We start from the raw sequence: 20,707 nt of genomic DNA, 5'->3' as shown, positions 1-20,707 counted from the left end.
GCCCCGGAGGAGAGCACCTGACCAGTAGGTTGGGACTTGTGTTTACTCTGTATCCGCGTGTACTCGCCGGCAACTACCCGGCTGTCTTTGCCTTCTATGAGGCTGTACTGCCCGCGCTGATGGGATATGCGCTCGTGCGGGGTGATGCGGCGTCCGGGTACGCCAGTTGGGACACGCCCGAAGGGACGACCGCATTCGCGGTGATCCAGCGGGATGCGTTCGCCGGTGAGGTCTCATCGGCTCCTCCGGCGGGCGGTGCGACCTTCGTGGTGCCCGCCGCGGACGCTGCGGCGGTGGACGCGGCGGTCGCGCTGTGCCGGCGGCACGGCGGGGTTCTGGTGGCGCCGGCCCGGGATCTGCCGGGGTGGGGGTTGCGGGCGGCGCACCTGCACGATCCGGACGGGAATCTGCTGGAGATCCAGACGTACTGAGCGCTGCCCGGGGCGGCCCGCTGCCCGCCCCGGGCGGGGATTCCAGCGCCTCACGGTGTTCGTACTCTCGTTGCCCACCCATGCGCTTTGCTGTTGCGGCAAGAATGGTTGCTGTTTTGTGGTTGCTGGTCGCAGCCTGGTGTTCGACCGAAGGCCGTCGACAACAGCACAGGAGGCCACAGATGACCACCCGCAAGGGCATCGAGTCCGCACCGAGTACCGACGACAGCGCCCCTTCCGGCAACCGGGTCCATCACGTACGAGCAGGTGAGCTGGACGGTCACGCCGCTCTCAGCGGCGGTACGGTCGGCTCGAAGAAGCTCTGGATGGGGCTGGTGGAGAATCCGCCGTTGAGCGCGACGGACAACCACCACCACGGCGATTCGGAGGCGGGGATCTACGTGGTCAGCGGACACCCCGTGTTCGTCTACCACGACGGCGTGCAGGAGGTACGGATCTCCGCCGGTCCCGGCGACTTCCTGCTCGTGCCCCCGTTCGTTCCGCATCGCGAGGAGAACCCGGACCCGGACGAGCCCGTGGTCGTCGTGATCGCACGGACCACCCAGGAGCCGATCAAGGTCTCGCTGCCCGAGCTGTACCAACTGACTGAGACGGGCGCGCGCTAGGAGGCGGGCGTGGACTGCCGACCACATCAGGCATCGGCTCCTTGTGCCCGATCGACTCCTTGTACTCGGGGGCAGGGAACTGGATCTGGTTCCGGCGAGGCCGCGACATGCTCCTCCGCCGGATAGCGCCGGGTGCTGGTGGGCGACTCTGTCAGGGAAGTGAAGGTTCGCAACGGCTCCAGGGGTGGAATACCAGGGATTTCGCCCCTGGAGCCCGGCCCTCTGACCATGCCTTCCCCGGTGGCGGTTGCACTCGCCGACCGCGGCACCAACCATGGAGGGCAGGGGGGAATCTCCGCCCGTAGGCGGTCATCGCCTGCGCTGATCGCCGAAATCCCGCGACACGGTCCGCAGCCCACATGCGTGCCCGCGATATGGAGCGAACATGACCGAGCTTCCGCCGCCCCTCACGCCCAGCCTCGAACCGGCTGCCAAGGAACTGGCCGAGGCCACCGACTCTCACCCCCGGATCTACGAGGTCCCTCCGGAGAAGGGCCGGGACATCCTGCTCGGCTTGCAGAGCGACCCCGGTGTGCCTCGCCCGGACGTCGACGAGGAGTGGGTCGACATCGACGCCGGACCATGGGGCAAGGTCCGCACCCGCATCATCCGGCCCAAGGGAACGGACGGCCCGCTACCGGTGGTGCTCTTCATCCACGGTGCCGGTTGGGTCTTCGGCGACGACAGGACCCACGACCGTCTCTTCCGTGAACTCACCGTCGGCGCGGGCGCCGCAGGCGTCTTCCCCGTCTACGATCGGGCACCGGAGGCGAAGTACCCCACCCAGGTGGAACAGAATTACGCTGTGGGCCAATGGATCGTGGACCACGGCGCGGACCACGGCCTCGATCCTTCACGCGTGGCCGTCGCCGGTGACTCGGTCGGCGGCTGCATGTCGGCAGTGTTCGCGCTGATGAACAAGGAGCGCGGCGGGATCGACCTCAAGGCTCAGGTCCTGCTCTATCCGGTGACCAACGCCGACTTCGACACCTCCTCCTACCTCCAGTTCGCCGAGGGCTACTACCTCACCCGCGACGGCATGAAGTGGTTCTGGGACGCCTACACCACCGACCCCTCCCAGCGCACCGAGGCTTACGCCTCCCCGCTCCGGGCATCCCTGGAGCAGCTCCGGGGACTGCCCACCACCCTCGTCATCACCGACGAGGCCGACGTGCTGCGCGACGAGGGCGAGCAGTACGCCAACAGGCTGCGCGAGGCCCGGGTGGACGTCACCTCGGTCCGGGTGGCCGGCATGGTCCACGACTTCCTCCTCCTGGACAGCCTCCGCGACACCCGTGCCGCCAATGTCGCCCGCGGACTCGCCGTCACCTTCCTGGAGAAGGCCCTGCACGGCAGTTGAGGGCCCCATCCGGATCACTGCCCCGTCGGAGGAGCGCTGTCGCCCGCCGTGGACGACGCCCGGCCCGGCGGGGCCCCGCCGGTGATCCGACGCGAAAGCGATCGGCAGACCGGGAGCCGTTCTCAGCCACCCCCGGACACGAACTCCCGGCACATCAACTCCGCCACACATGAGCAGGGTTGGCCATGTCCCGTACAGACCAGGCGGTGCATGGCCGGGGTGATTGGCCAGAGGCCCGGCTGCGGAGCCCCTCCTTCCAGATGCGCGACGGACCATCAAGTCCAGTCACGCGTAGGCGACTTCCGGTCAAAACCACCTGGCCAGGTGTCGGGGTACTGACAGGCGCCACCACGCAGGTCACGATGCTCCGACATCGACGGGGGGCGTGATGAGTACTGCCGAGAACGAACGCCGCGGAGAAGGCGAGCCGGAGGCCGGAGCGGAACTGGCTCTGCGTGTCTTCACCGGGGAGGAACGCTGGGGCTGGGAGTTCGTCCAGCCGCCCGCGCCGCCCGCACACCGGGACGCCCACAACCCGCCCGTGTACACCGAGCCCTCCGGCGAAGAGGTCCGCGCCATGGAGGAGCGGGCCATGATCGGGAAGAAGAACAAAGGCTCCGGCTGCCTCGTGCTGCTGGCAGGCATCGTCGGCTTCGCCGTCGGCGGAGGGACCGCCGCGGCGATCGTCGTCTGCCTCGTCATCGTCGTACTGATGGCCAGCTCCCCGAGCGCCCGGCTGAAGGCCGCCCGAAACCGCTTGGAGACGTCTCGGGCCCACGCCCGGCGTGACCACGAGCGGCGTCGGCGTGCCTGGCAGAGCCGGATCGACGCCCACCGCGAGGAGCACCTGAGGCACAACGAGACGCTGGACACGTGGTTCCCGCTCTCCCTTGCGTCCAGGCCCAGCCGGATCGACGTCTTCGGCGGCACGGGCAACGGCTGGGCGAGCCTGCTCGCCACGGTCGGCGGCCCACTCCTCGGCAGCGGTCAGCCACTCGTCGTCCTCGACCTCACCCAACAGGCCGTCGCACTCGAACTGGCCGGGCTCGCCGCAAGCCGTGACATCGCCGTCACGCACGTGCCCATGCCGGGCGCCCTGCTCGACATGGATCTTCGAGACGAGTTCACTCCCGAGGAACTGGCCGAGACAATCGCGGAAGCGCTGGGCACCATGCGCCCGCCCGGCGCCGACGTGGACCTCCACACCATCGACGTGGACGTGGTCCAGACTGTCGCGGAACTGCTCGAAGGACCGGTGACCTTCACCCGTCTCGCCGCCGGCCTGCGCGTCCTGCTCCGCGTCTACGACACCGCCCCGGACGCACCGGGCACGCTCAGCCTCTCCGAGGTCGAGTCCATCACCCGGGCCATCGACCTCCTGGGCCAGGGCGAGCGCGTCCAGAACGAGCTCCGCTACATGCGGGCACAGACGGAACTGCTCACGCCGAGGAAGGACGAGGTCGCGGCCCCCGGCGGCCGGGCAGCGGAGTGGTGGCAGGCCGCCGGGCTGACGATCGTCACGACCGAGGACTCCGTGCGCCGCCGCAAGGACCTCACGGATCGCTTCGTGTTCTTCCGGCTGCTCCACGTGCTCCGCAAGCGCGCCGTGCCGAACGGATCGGGGACGCTCATCGTCGCCGGAGCCGGCCATCTCGGCCGCGACGCCCTGGAATCGATGGCCCGGGAGGCGAGGACGGCCGGCGTCAGGCTCGTGTTTCTCCTCGAACACCTGCGCGAAGACACCGTGCAGGTGGCCGGTGGGTCGGACAGCGCAACCGTGTTCATGCGCATGGGCAACGGCGAGGAGGCCAAGGCAGCCGCGCAGTTCATCGGGCAGGAGCACAAATTCCTCGTGAACCAGCTGACCCGGCAGACCGGGGAGACCCTCACCGAGGGCCGCGGCAGCAGCTACGGCTACCAGCGGGGTGTGTCGGACACGGACGGCTTCAACCGGGGCGGCGGCATGTCCGGCAGCAACTGGGGGAGTTCACGTTCCTTCTCGACCTCCCTCTCCCGCAGCTGGCAGGACTCCACCAACACCTCGACCGCCCAATCGACGACAACTGGCGAGAACCTCAGCCGTGTCTACGAGTTCGCGGTCGAACCCACCCAGCTCCAGGCCCTACCGGTGACCGGACTGGTCCTCGTCGAAGCCGGTCCGGGCGGCCGACGCGTCGTGTTCGGGGACTGCAACCCCGGAATCAACTTCCTTCCCCGGCTGTCCTCCCGGCCCCGCGCGAGCCTGACATGACCGCAGGCGTCGGGGCCGGCCAGGGTGGGCTCTCCGCGCTCGGCGCGTACCGCTTCCACCGCCTGCTCACCGTGCCCCGCCGACCGGAGGACCCCCGTACGGAAGACCGTACGGCCGCCCAGTTGACTGCGGCGGTGACAGCGGCCCACGCCGTGCTCGGCCGGCACGGCGACGGCCGGCCGGCCGGGCTCGCCGCCGCGTGGGTACGCCCCGGCCCGCACCGGCCGATGCACTTCCTCGTGGGCGGCGCCCCCTTCTTCCCGCCCGCCGGGGACCGGCCCCCCGACACGGCCGAGCACCCGCTGAGATACCCGCCCGGGGCGACGGCCCGCGACGTCCCGCCCGGCGAGGCAGCCGCACTGCTGGAGCGGATGCCGTACTGGCTGCCCTGCCTCGGCTCCCACGACGTCCTGCGCATGGGCGACGACCAGCGCGCGCTGCCCACGGAACGCCGCGGATCGTTCGACGACGCCGTCGCCCATCTCCCGGACGCCTTCGCCTGGCTGCTCCTGGCCGAACCCCTTCCGTACGAGCGGCTGGAACAGGAGCGCGCCGCGCTGTCCGTACAGCTGCCCCGGCTGCGCCAGCGGGAGAACTCCGCGCCCGACCGGGTGGCGGCCGAACGGGCCGAGGCCCGCTACCGGGAGCTCACGAGGGCACGCGCCACCGGGGTGTGGAACGTACGCGTGCTGGTCGGCGCCGAGCAGCCCGGTCCGGCGCTCGCCGCGGCGGCGCTGCTGTGCGGTTCGGGCGACCTGGACGAACTGCCGTACGTCCTCGTCCCGGTACGGCGCCCCGTACCTCTCGCCGACGCGCTGAGCACGATCATCCCGGCCACCGACGGACCCGGACCGCCGGGCAGCACCCCCTTCGTCGCCCCCGCGGAACTCGTGGCGGCGCTCGCCCGGCCACCGGAGCGGGAACTCCCGGGCATCCGCACGGTGGCGCCGAACTCCTTCGACGTCACCTCCGACGACACGGCGGAGGCCACGGCCACCGACGGCTTCCTGATCGGCGAGATCCTCGACGAGTCGCTGTCGGCAGCGGGCCGGGTCCATGTGTCGCGCTCGACCCTCAATCGGCACGCCTTCGTCTGCGGAGCCACCGGCTCGGGCAAGTCCCAGACCGTACGGAGCCTGCTCAGCGCCCTGTCCACGCACGAACGGCCCGTCCCCTGGCTGGCGATCGAACCGGCGAAGGCCGAGTACGCGCGCATGGCCGGGCGCCTCGGCGCGGCGAGCGGACCGAAGGGTGCCCGGCGGGTCACCGTGATCCGCCCGGGGGATGTGGACGTCCCGCCCGCCTCCCTCAACCCGCTGGAACCGGAACCCGGCTTCCCGCTGCAGAGCCACGTGGACCTGGTACGGGCCCTGTTCCTGGCCGCCTTCGAGGGGCACGAACCCTTCCCCCAGGTCCTGGCGCGGGCGCTCTCCCAGTGCTACACGGACGCCGGATGGGACCTCGTGACGGGCGAGCCGCGCCCCGCCCACAAGCCGAAGTTCGTGCTGGACGAGCCCGACGCGCCCCGGACGGCGGTCTACCCGACCCTCGGTGAACTCCAGGCGACCGCCGGTCAGGTCGTCGAGATGATCGGGTACGGCAAGGAGGTCACCGCCGACGTACGGGGCTTCGTCGACGTCCGTATGGGATCGCTGCGGGAAGGCACACCGGGACGGTTCTTCGAGGGCGGCCACCCACTGGACATCGCAGGCCTGCTCTCCGGGAACGTGGTCCTCGAACTCGAAACGATCACGAACGACCAGGACAAGGCGTTTCTCATCGGAGCCGTCCTCATCCGCCTCGTGGAACACCTCAGGGTTCACCACGGCGCGGGCGGCGTGCCCCTGCGCCACGTGGTCGTCGTGGAGGAGGCGCACCGGCTCCTCAAGAACGTCGAGGACGGGCCCGCGGCCGCGGCCGTCGAACTGTTCGCCTCGCTGCTCGCCGAGATCCGGGCGTACGGCGAGGGCGTCGTCATCGTGGAGCAGATCCCCAGCAAGATCCTCCCCGACGTGATCAAGAACAGCGCACTGAAGATCATGCACAGGCTGCCGGCGGAGGACGACCGCCGCTCCGTGGGCGCCACCATGAACCTCCAGCAGGAACAGAGCGAGAACGTCGTCGCCCTGCCGCCGGGGCGCGCCGCCGTCGCCGCCGACGGCATGGACCGGCCCGTCCTCACGGCGATCCCGCACGGTGAACACGACGAGAGCACACAGGGGGCCTGCGGAGACCCACCGCTGCTCGGCAGCCGCAGCCGCCTCTGCGGGGCCTCGTGCCGCAGTGCACCCTGCACCCTGCGCACGATGAACGATGCCCATCACCGGTCCATGAAGCCGCTGCACCTGATCTGGGTGGAGGCGGCCGCCTGCGCGCAGGCGATGGGCATGGTCGCCCCCGATCCGGCCACGGGAGTACGGACGGCGCTGACGGCGCTCGCCGCGCGCGATCTGGAGTGCACCCTTGTCTACGCGGCGGAGCGCGCCGTCGCCGCGCGGGAGGCCCTGATGCGCGACGAGGTCGACCCGGCGGACTTCGCGGAGCGCCTGTACGCCGTGCTGTCGGCCGGGCTGTCGGGCGCGGAGTCGCCTCCGGCCGGGGACCGACGCCGCTACACGTTCGCCAATTACCGCTTCCGGGACGTGCTGGAAGCCGTCCAACGGGCCCGGAAGGCCGCCCCGGACGGGCCCCACAGCTACCCGGAACACGAGGCCGAATGGGCGTCGCGCGGCCTGGTCCTGACCGGAACCTCGGGCGCTGAGCACCGCCTCCAGGTCCGCGCCCTGCCCGGGTACGGTCCGGAGAAGGTCCATGCCCGGATCGGCGATGTGCACCGCAGCGGTCTGCGTGACGCGGTGGCGGCGGTGACGGGCGGCACGACAGAGGAACACGTACGGCGGGCCTTCGCCCTGGCCTGCGCGGACGGCCCGCGTCTGCGCGCGGTGGTGGCGGAGACGGCGGCACGCGTGGCGCAGGTGTGCGCCGGTGCGACGGGAGCCCGCTGATGAGCAGCGAACTCGGCGGCGGAGTTCCCGACGCCCCACCACCCCCTCCACCGCCCCCGCCGCCGAAGGACGCGCATGCTCGCGGGGACGGAGACGTACCGGACGGGTCCGACGAGAACACCGGGGTGCCGCGGGAGGCCACCCCGGAGCGGGCGGACGACGCCCGGAGTTCCGATGCCCCGGAGCGTGACGACGCCCAGGAACCCGCCCCCGAACCTGCCGAGCCGCTGCCGCCTGCCGCTGAAACCCCAGCGGATGGTGATCCTCCGGCAGAGGGTGACTCTTCGGCGGAGGGTGACTTTCCAAAGGACGGTGACTCTCCAGCGGACGGGCCGGATTCCACGGAGCCGCCGGACGAGCCCCCGACGGGGGACGCGCCAACGGGTCCGGACCAACCTGAGCCGGACCCGGAGTCTGACCAGAAACCGGAGTCTGACAAGAAACCAGACTCGAAACCTGAGCCCGAACCGGAACCTGAGCCCTCGCAGGAACCGGAACCGGAACCGGAACCGGAGGCTGAGCCTTCGCAGGAGCCTGAGCCTGAGCCTGAGCCTGAGCCTGAGGCCGATCCGGACCCGGAACGCACACCTGCGCGTGAGCAGGAATCGCAGCCGGAGGCGAGACCCGATCCCGAATCCGATCCCGAGCCCGACCCCGAATCCGATCCCGATCCCGAGCCCGAATCCGATCCCGAATCCGATCCCGAGCCCGACCCCGAATCCGATCCCGAGCCCGAGCCCGGCCCCGAACTCGATCCTGAGCCCGGCCCGCAGGCGGAAGCTGCCCCGGAGTCCCAGCCCGAGGCTGAATCCAAGGCAGAAGAGAGGCCAGTACAGGAGCCCGGGGGCGAAAGTCAGGCAACGGAGGATGTGCCGGACGGCACCCAGCTGAGTGACTCGACAGAAGCCCCGTCCGAGGCGCCTGATCGGACCGAGGCCAGGGCTGCGGACGGGACCGAGGCTGCGTCCGATGAAGGGGACAGCCCGGACCATACGTCCGCCGGGCCTGCCCGGCCCGAGCAGTCGGACGTCCCCGACCAGGACGACCAGCAGCAGCCGTACGCTGCCACAGAAGCCCCGGATAGCGCCACGAACCGGGACCTGGATCCAGACCGCCAGGAACAATCGGAGCCTGACGCCTGGGACGGCCAGACCTCTTCGAGCCCGGGAGACGAGGCCAACCAGGCCGTGGAGGCGACGGCCGGCGGAGTGGCCAAGGTCGCCGTCGCCGTGGCGGAGACTGCTGTGGGCCTTGTCGGGCAGGCCATGAATGCCTTGGACGAGGCTGTCGGCAGCGCATCCTTCGAGGCCGATGCCGCTCGTGCGGGGGCCGCCGTCGAGGGGACGCCGGACACGCGATCGGACGCAGTAACGCCCGCGCAGGGCAGGGCGTCGGACGGTGAGTGGGAGGATGGTGACCCTCCGGCGGCAGGTATGGAGGAGCCGGAGCAGGCCGGGACGATCAGTGAGCAGCGCCCCAACCCGTGGCTCAACCTTGGCCAACCAGCGACGCACGCGGCAACGGACGGAGGGGGAGCCAGGGTGCCTCCGGACGGTCCGGGCAGTCCGAGCCGTCCGGACGACCCCGGTGACGATCCCGAGGACGAAGACGTACCGGGCGAGCCCGCGCCCGCGGAATCCGCAGACTCCGGCGAATCCGACGCCGACGACACCCCTGCCCACCTCAGTGCCTCGCCCCGTGACGACAAGGGTGGGGACGACGAGGATCGGTCCGACGTCGAGACGAGGGAACTCAAGCCCGAGGAGCTCAAGCTCGAACCGGATGCCGAGCGCATGCACGAGGCCAGAAGGGCCCGAGCCATGGAGGCCCAACAGGCGCACGACGCTTCGCGACAGGCCCAGGACCGGGAGGGAGCGAACCGGGCTCAGGAAGGCCGGGAGAGCCCGGACCAGGAGCGCGAAGCACCGGGGAAACCGAACAAGCGGGCCCTTGAGCCATCGCGCAACGTCGCCGCACTGGGCTTCGCCGACGTGACCCGGGCCACGGTGAACCGCGTGAACAGTGTGCCCGACGTGGCGCCAGGCGTCACCAAGGCCCTGCGACAGGATCTGGCACAGCGCCGGGGGCTGGGCCTCGGGAAGGGCCTGGGCCTGGGGTGAATGGTGGAGGCTGAACACCGGCGCCTACGTCGAGGTGCCGCAACCGCGCCAGATGGCGAGGAAGACGGCAGCACGGGGGCGAAGTTGCGCACCGACGGGAGAGGAATAGTTCATGAGCGAAGTCAACGACATCTCCGACGCACCTCCGTCTCCGCCGCCTCCGGTCGACGCGAAGGCGCCCGGCGACGGGGACGTCCCGGAGGAGGGCGACGCGGGCAGTGGTGTGGAGAATGCAGGACAGGTGGCGGCGGACGACGCAGGGGACGGCGACGTCCCTGATCCCGAGCACACGGCGGAGGTGCAGGCCACTGGCGCCGAGGAGTTCGGGGACGGTGACATCGGCGTGCGCGAGACGACGGCGGAACAGTCGGCGGTCGAACCGGCGTCGGCGGGACAGCAGCCACCGGGCGGCACCGAACCACCACGACCGCCGACGTCCGCGGACCCGCCCGACCGCCCGGACCGCTCCGTGCCGCCGGAGGAACCGATCGCGGTCGAGGAGGCGGGGAGGAATCGGAAGCTTTCGGATTCCCCAACTGCTACGGATCAGGTGGCGATTGATGATTCCCCGACGCCGGTGGACCGCCCGGACCGGAGCCTGAAGTCGGACTCGGACTCCGAGCCGGAGAACACCCCAGCCGCCCCGGCGGATGACCCGTCGCAGCGGCGGGAGGCAGCCGAACGCCTCGAGCAGGCCGAGGCTGCGCCGGACGAGGCACAAGGTGATGCGGATGACACGTCCGCCGGAACAGCACGTTCCGATCAGCCGGGCGATCCTGAAGAGAAGCCGACGCCCCTCGAACAGGCCGAGGAACAGCAGCCACCCGCCCCGGAAGCGAGCAGGGAGAGGGACACGGGCCCGGCTGCCCCAAACCGTACCGAGGCAGCCGAGACCGGCGATGCCGGGGAGGCCCGCGATGCCGACACCATCCCCGTGCCGCACGAGTCCGACGCCGGGCCCGACGACAAGGCAGAGCCCACTGAAGGATCGGAGGAACCAGCGGAAGCGCGCCTCGCTGAAGGTAGCGAGGAGCGGTCACCGGAGGCCGGGAGCGTCGGTGAAGCCATCGACGTCGCGGAGTCCGACAGCGCGGCCGAAACGACAGGGGACGCCGAACTGGAGGAAGGAGCCGAGAACGCCGCAACGGAATCGGATACCCATGAATCCCGGACCCAGGAACCCCAAGACGGTGCAGCCGCAGGCGATTCCCGGGCAGAGGAAGACTCTGACGTACAACAGGGTGGACCCGATTCACGCGGACAGACGGATTCGGAGCTTGAGGCAGACTCCAGGCAGCCACCCTCGAACATTCAGGAAAGAATACGACAGGCGGTCGGAGCGGCGAGGAACTGGGCGAACGACACTTATCTCGGACGCCTTCTGGCAGGAAGGCCCATGGAGCCGTGGAAGAGTAATCGCGCATTGCACCGGAGTCTTGATGGCGCGCGCCCTCCGGCCAACGCGGTGGTCGCCGACCTGGAAAAGATCGGGCGAGGAAATGGTGTCATCGGATACAAGGACGTCAATGCGAAGCTCCGCCCGGATGGAGATCTGATCAACTCTGTCTTTGCGCCTCGTGACGGGCAGTACATATCGACACACATTGACAATCCGGGTGTGATAGGGCAGGGAAACCACCGGGCTGAGGAACTCCTGAAACGCGCCAAGGACCCGCACAACCCAAACATTGAGATGACCACGCCCATATTCATCCACCGCGTCGGAGAGATGGAGACGGATGCCGTGCCGAAGGAGCAGGAGTGAGGGGCGGCTGGCAGTAGCGCGGCCGTGATCCGGCCGACGGGGCGTTCGGGGTGGGGGAGCGGTGGGCTGGGAGTTCATCGAGCTGCCCGGCCCGATCTCCTTTCGCGCTGGCTGCCGAGATGCAGCCACCTCTGGACGTAATCGGCAACCTCGTCGCGAATCCACAACTGGCACCGCGCCGACCACGAGGACCGGACGCTGATCCGCCGCCCGAACGCTGCGGCGACGGCACCGTGGAGCCATAGCCCGAAGCGCCGCCCGCGGGGACGGCTCAGGCGGCGAAACAGCTACAGATCGTGCGCCGGGCCGGGCCGACTCGATGCGTCATTGCCGAGCGATATTACTGGCCTCCATCGGCGGAAACGGCGAGCCAGTGATCATCCAGCCAGTAAATGTGTCGCGTGTTGTTGTGGGTGTCGGGATACTGCGTCGATGACCCGTGCTGCACTGCCTCAACCGCTTCGGCCTCGCGCCCTGGCGCCTGGAGATCTAGTCGTCATTGCATCGCTGTCCGGCCCGCTCGATATCGGCCAGGTGCCCGAACTTGAGCGGTCGGTGGCCGTGCTTGAGCGGATGGGATTCCGCGTGCGGCGGGCACCGCTACTCGAAACAGGGCGGCAGCATTGGTGGAGCGCGGCTCCGTCGGCGGAGATCGCCGAGGAGTTCAACGCTCTTCTGCGTGATCCTGAGGTGCGCGCGATCATCGCGCATGACGGCGGCCAGACGGTGCTGGGTTACCTCGACCTGATCGATGTTGAAGCGATCACTGCCGACCCCAAGCCGATTCTCGGCTACAGCGACATCTCGCTCCTGCATCTGGTGCTGTATGCGCGCACCGGTCTGGTCGGGTTTCATGCCGACTTGGCCACGCCTGGACTCGGTGGGGCGTGGCAGGCTGCGCCCGCTGCGCGTAGAGCAGAACTTGAGAGGCTCTACGCGACACTGCTGACCGGTGCGGAGGCGATCGGTGCGCTGCCTGCAAGCCCGTCGTGGGAGTGCTGGCGTGCCGGTCGTACCGAAGGGCGGTTGATCGGCGGGGTGCTCAACCGCATTGTACGGGCGCAGGCGACGCGCTTCGCGCTGCCGCTCGAATGGTTCGACGGCGCGGTGCTGTTCTGGGAAGAGATGGGCGGCCAAGCATCGTGGGTGTGGAGTGATCTGCAGGTGCTGCGGCACTGCGGCGTCCTCGACCGGATCTCCGGCATGGTCGTGGGTGTGCCGCGCGAGATCGGCGGACTTGGGACGTCCGACGCGACCCCGCCCCTCCCCGAGATCGTCCTCGATGTCCTCGGCGACCGTGACATCCCAGTCCTGGGCAACGTCGAGTTCGGGCATGCCGGCCCGAATCTGCCGATGCCGGTCGGCATCCACGCCGGCCTGGATGCGCAGCAGCGGACGTTGTCGCTGCTCGAACCTGCGGTCCGGCCGCTCATGGTGACGGGCCAGGGCGACTGAGCGAAGCCGATCAGTGAGCCGACGACCTCGGCGGTACCCCGGGGCCGACTCATGCTCTGGTGTCTGGCACCCGAGTGTTGTTGCTCCGCTCGTATTCACTTGCGAAGGAGGCGAGTTCATCCTTCAACGCTTGGAGATTCGTCGTTCCTCTCCTTCAACCACTCAGTGAACATGGAGAGTTCGATGCCACAGTTGAGACGCTTGCGTTTCATTGACGACGAGAGCGACGACGCCGGAGGGGGAAGATCTCCCTGGCGAGCCTTACGGTGGGCTCCTACTCGGGGCGCTTGGTGGCGTATGCGGCGGAAGTAAGTTGGCTACAGGTCGCCGATCTTCGGACCGGCGGCTCTCGCTACCCTCTCTCGGACCAATCGGTCGGTTGCGAACGGAGCCGGATATGTTCCCCGGGACGGTTTTGCACAGCACGCGACTGGTCCTCCGCGCGTTCGACACCAGTGACATCCCGGACACACACGCAAGCTGCTCGGACTCCCTCGCTCAACGATGGCACCCGCTGCCCCAGCCCGCGGGAAACCGCAGGTACGAACCGTGAATACGGCTGGACCAAGTCCCGCACTCCGGGGACGCGGCATATGGGCTCAGCGAAGTCAGTGGGGTCGGGCTGGCACAGCGCTCCACTTGGCCATTCGGATACACGGCCGTCTCGGCCGGCCCCACGGCTGGGTCAGCCCGGCTTGACCGCCAGCGTCGCAAAATAGTGCGACATGTATTGAGCGGATGCGTTGGATTGGTGCGGCGCTTCCGCGAGGCCGGTGAGGACGAACCCCGCGGCGAGTTGCCCGCCGATCTGGTCGGTGAGGGTGTGGCTGTATTCAAGAGGGGCATCCGCGCCGAACTTCGTGGCGCGTTCCTCGGCGGAGTACTGCGTGACATCGCTGTAGGGCAGCTTGTGCACGACGATCAGCTCGCCGCGCTCGTCGAGCGCCTCGTGGTCGAACAAGTACACATCAGGGTTGAGGAAGCCCACGAGCAGAGTTCCGCCCGGTCGCAGGATGCGGAAGCACTCACGCCACACCGGTGCCAGGTCTGGTACGAATAGGTTAGAGACCGGATGGAATACGACGTCGAATGTTGCGTCGCCGAAGGCGCTGAGGTCGCGCATGTCGCCTAGGACGGTGCGCAGCTCGAGTCCGTCGCGCGCCGCCACCATCTGGTCCTGGCCGAGCTGGCGGGGGGAGTTGTCGAATACGGTGACCCGCGCCCCTGCGGCGGCGAGGATTGGACCCTGCTGGCCACCGCCGGAGGCCAGGCACAACACGTTCTTGCCGGTCAGGTCCGTCGGCAGCCAGGAGCGGTCGACTGGCTCACGCCCGATGAGAACAATCGACCAGTCGCCCATGCGGGCGCGCTCGACATCCTCAGCACTCACCGGCCTCGACCACTCGTTGCCCTCTTGAACATACTTGTCCCAGGCTGCCCGATTGTGGGCAACGGGGTCGACAACAATGTCCTGCACGTCTAACTCCCTGCTACAGCCAAGCAGACACCTGCGGTACTGACGGTTCGGTGCCGCTAGCCAACACGATTGCAGGGTGCGGGCTCAACGAAATTAGCGGGCATCGAGGTGTCCACGGGCTCGACGGGTGGTGCGCAGCGGGTGCGTATGCGCTGGTTGCCGGGGTTGCGAAAGCCGTAGGCGTCGCGGGCGATGGTCTTGATGACCCGGTTGGTGCCTTCGGAGCCGGCGTTGGTGATCCCGGTGTGCAGGAACGCAAGGATCTCTGGCCATCATGTCTCGACGGTTGCGGCCAGGCGCTGCAGTTCGGGAAGGTCGGCGCATCGGCGCATCGGCGCATCGGCGGTAGAACCGGTACAGCAGATCGCGGACCTGCTCCCGGTCCAGGCGGGTCCGGGCGGTGGCAAGCAGGTCCAGGAGGAATTCGGCGCGGCTTCAGGGCGACCACGAGCCTGACGGTCCCGGGGAGCGTGGGCGGCAGCCGATATGTCGCCGCTCATGGCCGCTGCCCTTCCCTCCGTCTGGTCGTCGCCACCGTCGCCCATGGCCGACCCCGACGTGCTCGCCCAGCAGTTCGTCCGCGAGGAGGAACTGCCGCGGCGCCCTGGCCGACCGTCTCGACATCTGGGGCGCGGCGGGCGAAGGTCTGTCCGGGTGGCCGGCGTGGAGAAACTAGCCGGGGTGAAGTGATCAAGGGCGCTTTACCTCCGACTCGGTGACGTGGATCTGGTGGCTGCGCCGATCGACCGGATTCCCGAACTGTTCGATCAGCCCCTCCTGTTCCAGTCCGCGGAGCATCTCCTTGCCGACGACGCATTCATCCACGCGATGCACGGCACCGCGGTGTGGACGATGGTGATCGCACCTATCGGAGCGGCCTTATTGGTATTCGCCCTGCGGCCCGACGGCCATCAGCCCAGGGTGGAGGTGCCGGGAGAGCGCCTGGAGTCGGCCGTTCCGTGACCAGTTGCCAGGACTTCCTTCGGCGAGGCATGGCGGATGGAGCGCTGCGCAAGGTGAGTGAGGGGGCCTGTCAGCCGATGCTCTGCGGACTCCCGAGTGGGCAAGGCTGTCCTCGCCTCGGTCTGGTCCGCTCACCTCAGGGCCTTCGGCTGTGGCACTCGTCGCCTAAAATCGGACAGCATGCGGATACTTGTCGTGCAGCACGACCCGGAGCTGGCGGCAGCGATTGCCGAGTGTCTACGAAGCACTGGCTTTGCCGTCGACGTGGCTGCCGATCTCGCCGACGCCGAGCTCAAGTTGGGCACTACTGAGTGCCATGGCCTTGTTGCCGATCGAGCCCAGCCCGACGGAGACGCCCTTCGCCTGGTTGCCGCCCATCGCAGGGCAGGCTGGACTCGCCCGGTCATGATGCTCACCGCACTCGATTCGCACGCCGAACGAGCAGCTCTCATCGAGCAGGGCGCGGACGACTACCTGGTCAAGCCTTTCAGTACCGCCGAACTGGCCAGTCGGATGCGCAACCTCTGCCGTCTCCCTGTGACTCTCGCCCAGGCGCCCCGGCTATGCGTGGGCGAGTTGGAATGGTGCCGAAGCAACGACGCGTTCACCCGCGCCGGGGTACCGCTGTCTTTGACCGTCATGGAGGCTGCGGTCCTTCGGGCATTGATCCTGGCCGGCGGCGCACTGGTCACCCGGGACAACCTGGCCAGGGCCTGTGCTGCCGAACGGGACCAGCCGACATCGCACGCGGTCGACGCGTTGATCGGCACTCTCCGCCGTCGGCTCGGACCCCCGGACCTGATCCAGGCCGTCCGCAGGATCGGCTATCGCCTGGTCGAGCCTTTCTGAGACAGCGACGCACACGAGCATTCCGCACACACCACAGCCGGGAGCGGACGGCGAACTGAGGGCCCATTGCCGGGTGCCCTGGCACACGACGGCTTACGAGACGCCGAACAGAGGTGTGAGCTGCCGCGTGGTGAGGTTCGGGTGCCGACGAATAGTGATCAGCAGCACCCACTTCGCCAGCGAATGGCGCGGGGGCCGACCAACTCGCGGCGTCACCACCCCACTCACGCACCAACCGCGACAGCCACTCGGACTGTTGTCTTGGTGGATTCCTGAGGCTCAATCACTTCCGGGCCGTGGCCACGAGGCACGACCAACGGGCTTACGTTTTCCTCGGCACCGCTACCGTCACCAGCACCGCGATCCGGCCTCGGCTCCGTCCATGATTCGCCGGACAGAACCTGGCGGTGAGGTGCTGGAAAACCAGTGGAGCAGCGCGCTGTGGGCCGTTACCGTGCTGCCGAACCAAGTCGTCTGAACAAGGACACGCCGTTGTACACCCTGTGAGACCTCCCAAGCGCTGAATCGTCGCGCGTCGCGCATCTGCGCCGTGCTCCTTTTTGCTGCGGACTGCTCACTGAAACCGGTGTACTTCTGTGCTCAATAACTGGGTGGTCGCTCCCACCTGCCTGCCGCTCGTGATCCGTCGTTGCCACATATGCGCGTCCGATCGCTTTCGGGCAAGCGGCAGATTTCGTGTCAACGCAAACCACAAGCTCATCGATGCCTGGCTCCTCGTGCTCTGTACCGCATGCGGGGAAACTGCCAAGCTCACGGTCCTGGAGCGGATGAACGTACGCTCCGTACGACCTGGACTGCTGGACCGGCTGCATGACAACGACACCGGCCTGATAGCCGAACTGCTCCAGGATCCGGTCGTACGGCGCCGCAATCGCATCGCGCTCGACTGGGACAACGCGTGGCGCCTGGACACCGGCGGATCGGATCACTTGGACCGCGAGGTGGTCGACGTCTCGGTCCGCTTCGCGGCGCGGATCCCTGTCCGGCCGGTGCGACTGATCGCTGAAGGTTGCGGTCTTTCGAGGGCCGAGGCCGAGCGACTGATCACGGAGGGGAAGCTCGTCTCGGCAGTCCGGCTGACCAGCAAGCTCTCCGGAGACTTCACCTTCACACTCAAGCGCTGAGCCCTCCTCGCGACCGAGGGTCTGTCCGGCAACATCTGTCGGGCAGGCCCCGGTCCAGATGAACTGAAGCAACGAGGGCAATATGCCCACCCGCATGGTGGGCATCCCGATGGTCTACTCGGGCTGCCCCGGTCACCACCGTTTGGTCGGTTCACGCTGCCGAGGCCGAAAGCCCGTCCAGGAGGCGGTTCGGCCGCCCTTCCTGGCCTGACGATTCTCGAAGGGCCTCGATCGTCCGAAGCACCCCCAAGCGGGTTCCGGTCACGGGGTGAGACCGCCGTCGCATTGCCGAATCATCGACCAGTCGCACCACCTGAGCGGTGCCGAGACCCCAACCCGGCCGTGCGACGTGCGCTTCTTGTGCAGGCAGGTGCGAGCTCGCAGGCAGCCCCCCGTATCCGAGCGGCATGGTCTTCTTCCACTCCCACTTCCACTTCCACAGTCCCGGGCACGGGCCATGAGGAAGGGACGGGCCCATGTCCGAGTACCTCGACCGCTTCGAAGCAGACTCAGTTCGTAACGTCGAGGCCGTTCAGGACCCAGAGGGGAGCGGCAGTAGTCAGCCCAGGGCCATGCACCAGAGTCGCTGTCACTGCTGGCTGGTATCAATGGGTTGCATGAACACCGAGCATGCAGATCCTCACGACCTCGCTGCGATTCGTGCGGCCTTCGACGTCGACGACGGCGGTGAGTCCGCGCTGGGCTGGGAAGCAGTGCAAGCCTTCGAGGCAGAGCACGGCATAGTCCTGCCAGAGCCCTACCGGACCTTCGTCGCCGAGGTCACCAACGGATCGCACACCGGTCCGCCGGACTATGGGTTGGTGGGGCTGGCAGAGATGCCTGATGACTGGGGTGACGGCCGGGGGGAACGCGATCTGAGTCGGCCTTTCCCGCTCACCTCGAGTTGGCTGTGGGACGAAGACTCAAGGCCGGAGGAGGAGATCGAGCCGATTCTGGACCAGATGTTCAATCACGGGACAATCGTGCTCGGGACAGACGGCTGCGGTATGTACTGGCACCTCGTCGTCACTGGTCCACATCGCGGACACATATGGTTCATCGCCGGCGAAGGGGCGACTCCATTCGGAGCCGGATTCGGGTCCACCACGGCTGAACCCGGATTCGCAGGTTGGGTGAAGCACTGGGCTGCCAACAAGCCCTGGTTCGACGTGGAATGACGCGCGAACGACTCTGATCAGAGCTCGCCTCCGCTGCCGGAATCGACCTCGCAACCTGCGGCAAGGGCGTGGCCCACCATCTGTGCGTGCCTGACCGGGTAAAACCGCAGCTTCGGCGAGTTGAGCAGATCAGGCCCCGGGCGCCAGTGCGAGTACGGGACTGACATCGGGCGGCGCACGGTGTAGGGCAGACCGATCAGGTGATTGCCGTCCAGATACATCGCCCAGCCGTGCTCGTGGTCGGCACCAATGCCTGGGGCCACACGCTGCGCGTTTCGCGAGCAACTTCTGGTAGGCGCGTTGTGGGACGGCGAGTTGGAGGGAGTGCGATGCTGCTTGGACCGCGGACGATCGCCCGCTCTTCACCGCCGCCTTGGCCTGCCCGGTCACCACCGGCCTCGCGATCTGGTCCTGGACCTGCACCGGCTGAATTTCCGAGCTCGTCCGGGAGACAGCGGTGGCGAGGAGCACGTGACGCCGAGTGTCCCCGCCCCTCAAGGTTGCTGACCAACTCCAGGCGGAACTCAGCCTTGTCGGATCACCGTAGCCAGCGGAGGACATCGGGGAGCAGGAGGCCACTTTGGTGGAGGCCGTGGCCGCCATAGTCCAGGACCTGCCGAAAGTCGTAGCCGGTTCCGGCGAGCGCGGCGGTTGACGAGTTGGTGCGTGATAGCGGGTGAGGTGTGTTTGTCTTGCTCACGGCGGCCTTCAGATGTTGTTGGTGCGGTCGGAGACGAGGCCGGCGATGGCTCGGTAGGTGTCGGGCAGGCGGTCGCGGCGATGTGTCCAGCGGGTCAGTTGCTTCCAGCGCTTGTGATCAGCGAGGGCGTGTTCGACGGTGATGCGGTCGGACGAGTGGCCGTGGCGGTCGCGTTCCCACTGTTCGACTCTGCCGGGCAGTGCTCCCGGCCGGGGTTTTCTCGGCGGTGTGATCGCTTGCCCGCGGTGGTCGCGGCTCAGGCCCAGGTAGCAGTCGTCCAACAGGACATCGACGTCGGGGAAGTGCCGGAAGCAGACGGCGATGCCTTCGTTGCGTGCGGCCGTGGCATCGTGCATACGCCCAGGTCGCAGGGCATCGGTCCATAATGTGCGGCCCCGCCGGTCGGCCATCACGGTGGCCTTCATCGTGTTCTGCTTCTTCTTGCCCGAGACGAACGCGCGCCGGCCGCCGCGGTGGGCCGGTGGCCGGCGGACCTGGACCTCCGTGGCATCCATACGCAGCTCGACGCCTTCGACCCGGGCGTAGGCGAACACGTCCGTCAGCGTCCGAAGCCGCAGGCCGGGACGGTCGGGAACCGCGCACCCCCGCTCCGCCAGGAGCGTGCGCACCTCTCCGATCGCCCGGGTGACAGTGGAACGGTCCACCCCGTACAACAGGGCCAAAACGGCATGCGGCAGGTCGTGCCGCAGATGGATCAGCGTGGCCACCAGCCGGTCGACGAACACCAGCTGATGGCGGGCGCCGGCTCCTGCGGCCCGCTTACGGGCCCCGCCTCGCGCAGCATGGCGACGACCCTCGACCCCGGCCTGCCATGGCTCGGCCAACTCCGCGACCAGACATGCAAGATGATGCCGGGAGGGCCCCGTGAACAGCCGATGCGCCAGCACCGTCCGATTGACCATGATCGCCACACCCGAATCATCCCACCTGCCAGCAACGACGCCCCACCCGTTATCACGCACCAACTCGTGAACCGGCCTGAGGCTGCCGGGGGGCGACTCCGCATGCACGAACGCCATTGCATGACCCATCGGACAGTCCCTAGTAGGGCTTTGTTAGGTGGTGTCGTAGGGCTGCCATGGGGTGGGTTGTCGGCAGGTGGGGCAGGTTCCGGTCCAGGTGGCCAGCAGATGTTGGAGGAGGTCCAGGGCCTGGTAGAGGGTCAGGCCCTGGCAGGGACTTTTGGGCAGGTCCGCTGTTCGGTCAGGAACAGGTGGGCGGCGGTGACGAGGGTGACGTGGCGGTGCCGGCCGGTGAATGAGCGGCCTTCGAAGTGGTCGAGTCCGAGGGTGGTCTTCAGCTCGCGGTAGTCGTGCTCGATGCGCCACCGTAACTTCGCGAGGCGGACCAGGTCCCGGGTC

General features: G+C 68.3%; 17 protein-coding genes. 12 read left to right on the top strand and 5 right to left on the bottom strand.

The features are described from left to right. The first annotated feature begins 38 nt into the window (after positions 1-38). From GA0115234_RS42050 to GA0115234_RS39880, 8 genes are all read left to right on the top strand, one after another. Entirely contained in the window at positions 39-431 is a 393-nt protein-coding gene (locus tag GA0115234_RS42050) for a VOC family protein (protein ID WP_093551624.1), read from the top strand. A 182-nt stretch (positions 432-613) separates the two neighbouring features. Continuing rightward, complete coding sequence (locus GA0115234_RS39910) at positions 614-1,057, top strand: cupin domain-containing protein (protein ID WP_093551622.1); 444 nt, start codon at positions 614-616, stop codon at positions 1,055-1,057. 385 nt (positions 1,058-1,442) lie between these two features. Continuing rightward, complete coding sequence (locus GA0115234_RS39905) at positions 1,443-2,417, top strand: alpha/beta hydrolase (RefSeq protein ID WP_093551620.1); 975 nt, start codon at positions 1,443-1,445, stop codon at positions 2,415-2,417. A gap of 388 nt (positions 2,418-2,805) precedes the next feature. Then, complete coding sequence (locus tag GA0115234_RS39900; RefSeq protein ID WP_093551618.1) at positions 2,806-4,668, top strand: hypothetical protein; 1,863 nt, start codon at positions 2,806-2,808, stop codon at positions 4,666-4,668. Further along, positions 4,665-7,673 (top strand): ATP-binding protein, encoded by a 3,009-nt coding sequence (locus tag GA0115234_RS39895; RefSeq protein WP_107405849.1) that lies wholly within the window; start codon positions 4,665-4,667, stop codon positions 7,671-7,673. The genes GA0115234_RS39900 and GA0115234_RS39895 overlap by 4 nt, the downstream gene beginning before the upstream one ends. Next, positions 7,673-9,793, top strand: coding sequence for a hypothetical protein (locus GA0115234_RS42690; protein WP_161275750.1), 2,121 nt, complete (start codon positions 7,673-7,675; stop codon positions 9,791-9,793). The genes GA0115234_RS39895 and GA0115234_RS42690 overlap by 1 nt, the downstream gene beginning before the upstream one ends. A gap of 112 nt (positions 9,794-9,905) precedes the next feature. Continuing rightward, the gene (locus GA0115234_RS39885; RefSeq protein ID WP_093551614.1) at positions 9,906-11,558 is read left to right on the top strand and encodes a hypothetical protein; all 1,653 of its coding nucleotides are present in this window, start codon (positions 9,906-9,908) and stop codon (positions 11,556-11,558) included. A gap of 432 nt (positions 11,559-11,990) precedes the next feature. After that, positions 11,991-13,013, top strand: coding sequence for a S66 peptidase family protein (locus GA0115234_RS39880; RefSeq protein ID WP_093551611.1), 1,023 nt, complete (start codon positions 11,991-11,993; stop codon positions 13,011-13,013). Positions 13,014-13,698: 685 nt separating this feature from the next. Here GA0115234_RS39880 and GA0115234_RS39875 read toward each other — a convergent pair. Both GA0115234_RS39875 and GA0115234_RS44560 read right to left on the bottom strand, forming a co-directional pair. After that, complete coding sequence (locus tag GA0115234_RS39875) at positions 13,699-14,490, bottom strand: class I SAM-dependent methyltransferase (RefSeq protein WP_093551609.1); 792 nt, start codon at positions 14,488-14,490, stop codon at positions 13,699-13,701. Between the two features lie 56 nt (positions 14,491-14,546). Next, positions 14,547-14,753 (bottom strand): transposase, encoded by a 207-nt coding sequence (locus tag GA0115234_RS44560; protein WP_218107206.1) that lies wholly within the window; start codon positions 14,751-14,753, stop codon positions 14,547-14,549. Positions 14,754-15,210: 457 nt separating this feature from the next. On the opposite strand from GA0115234_RS44560, the gene GA0115234_RS42685 reads away from it, so the two are divergent. The 4 genes from GA0115234_RS42685 to GA0115234_RS39850 all read left to right on the top strand — a co-directional run bounded on the left by GA0115234_RS42685 (position 15,211) and on the right by GA0115234_RS39850 (position 18,625). Then, positions 15,211-15,453, top strand: coding sequence for a hypothetical protein (locus GA0115234_RS42685; protein WP_093551607.1), 243 nt, complete (start codon positions 15,211-15,213; stop codon positions 15,451-15,453). 180 nt (positions 15,454-15,633) lie between these two features. Beyond that, positions 15,634-16,302 carry a response regulator gene (locus tag GA0115234_RS39860; RefSeq protein WP_093552003.1) on the top strand — a complete coding sequence of 223 codons (669 nt, stop codon included), beginning with the start codon at positions 15,634-15,636 and terminating at the stop codon, positions 16,300-16,302. A gap of 596 nt (positions 16,303-16,898) precedes the next feature. Beyond that, entirely contained in the window at positions 16,899-17,447 is a 549-nt protein-coding gene (locus tag GA0115234_RS39855) for a DUF1062 domain-containing protein (RefSeq protein ID WP_093551605.1), read from the top strand. A 617-nt stretch (positions 17,448-18,064) separates the two neighbouring features. Then, positions 18,065-18,625, top strand: a complete 561-nt coding sequence (locus GA0115234_RS39850) for an SMI1/KNR4 family protein (protein ID WP_093552001.1) — start codon at positions 18,065-18,067, stop codon at positions 18,623-18,625. A gap of 17 nt (positions 18,626-18,642) precedes the next feature. Here GA0115234_RS39850 and GA0115234_RS39845 read toward each other — a convergent pair whose 3' ends face one another. The 3 genes from GA0115234_RS39845 to GA0115234_RS39835 form a co-directional block, all read right to left on the bottom strand. Next, positions 18,643-18,888, bottom strand: a complete 246-nt coding sequence (locus GA0115234_RS39845; protein WP_141718545.1) for a hypothetical protein — start codon at positions 18,886-18,888, stop codon at positions 18,643-18,645. Positions 18,889-19,333: 445 nt separating this feature from the next. After that, positions 19,334-20,248: a transposase family protein gene (locus GA0115234_RS39840; protein WP_176729414.1), complete on the bottom strand. Its 915-nt coding sequence runs from the start codon at positions 20,246-20,248 to the stop codon at positions 19,334-19,336. A 260-nt stretch (positions 20,249-20,508) separates the two neighbouring features. After that, a partial coding sequence (locus GA0115234_RS39835) for a transposase (RefSeq protein ID WP_141718544.1) occupies positions 20,509-20,707 on the bottom strand: 199 nt, incomplete at its 5' end.

Origin of the sequence: Streptomyces sp. DvalAA-43 (genome assembly GCF_900091725.1) — a bacterium.
In the GTDB taxonomy this organism is placed as follows: domain Bacteria; phylum Actinomycetota; class Actinomycetes; order Streptomycetales; family Streptomycetaceae; genus Streptomyces; species Streptomyces pulveraceus.
The sequence above is the reverse complement of the archived record's forward strand: the minus strand, read 5'-3'. Positions and strand labels throughout refer to the sequence as shown.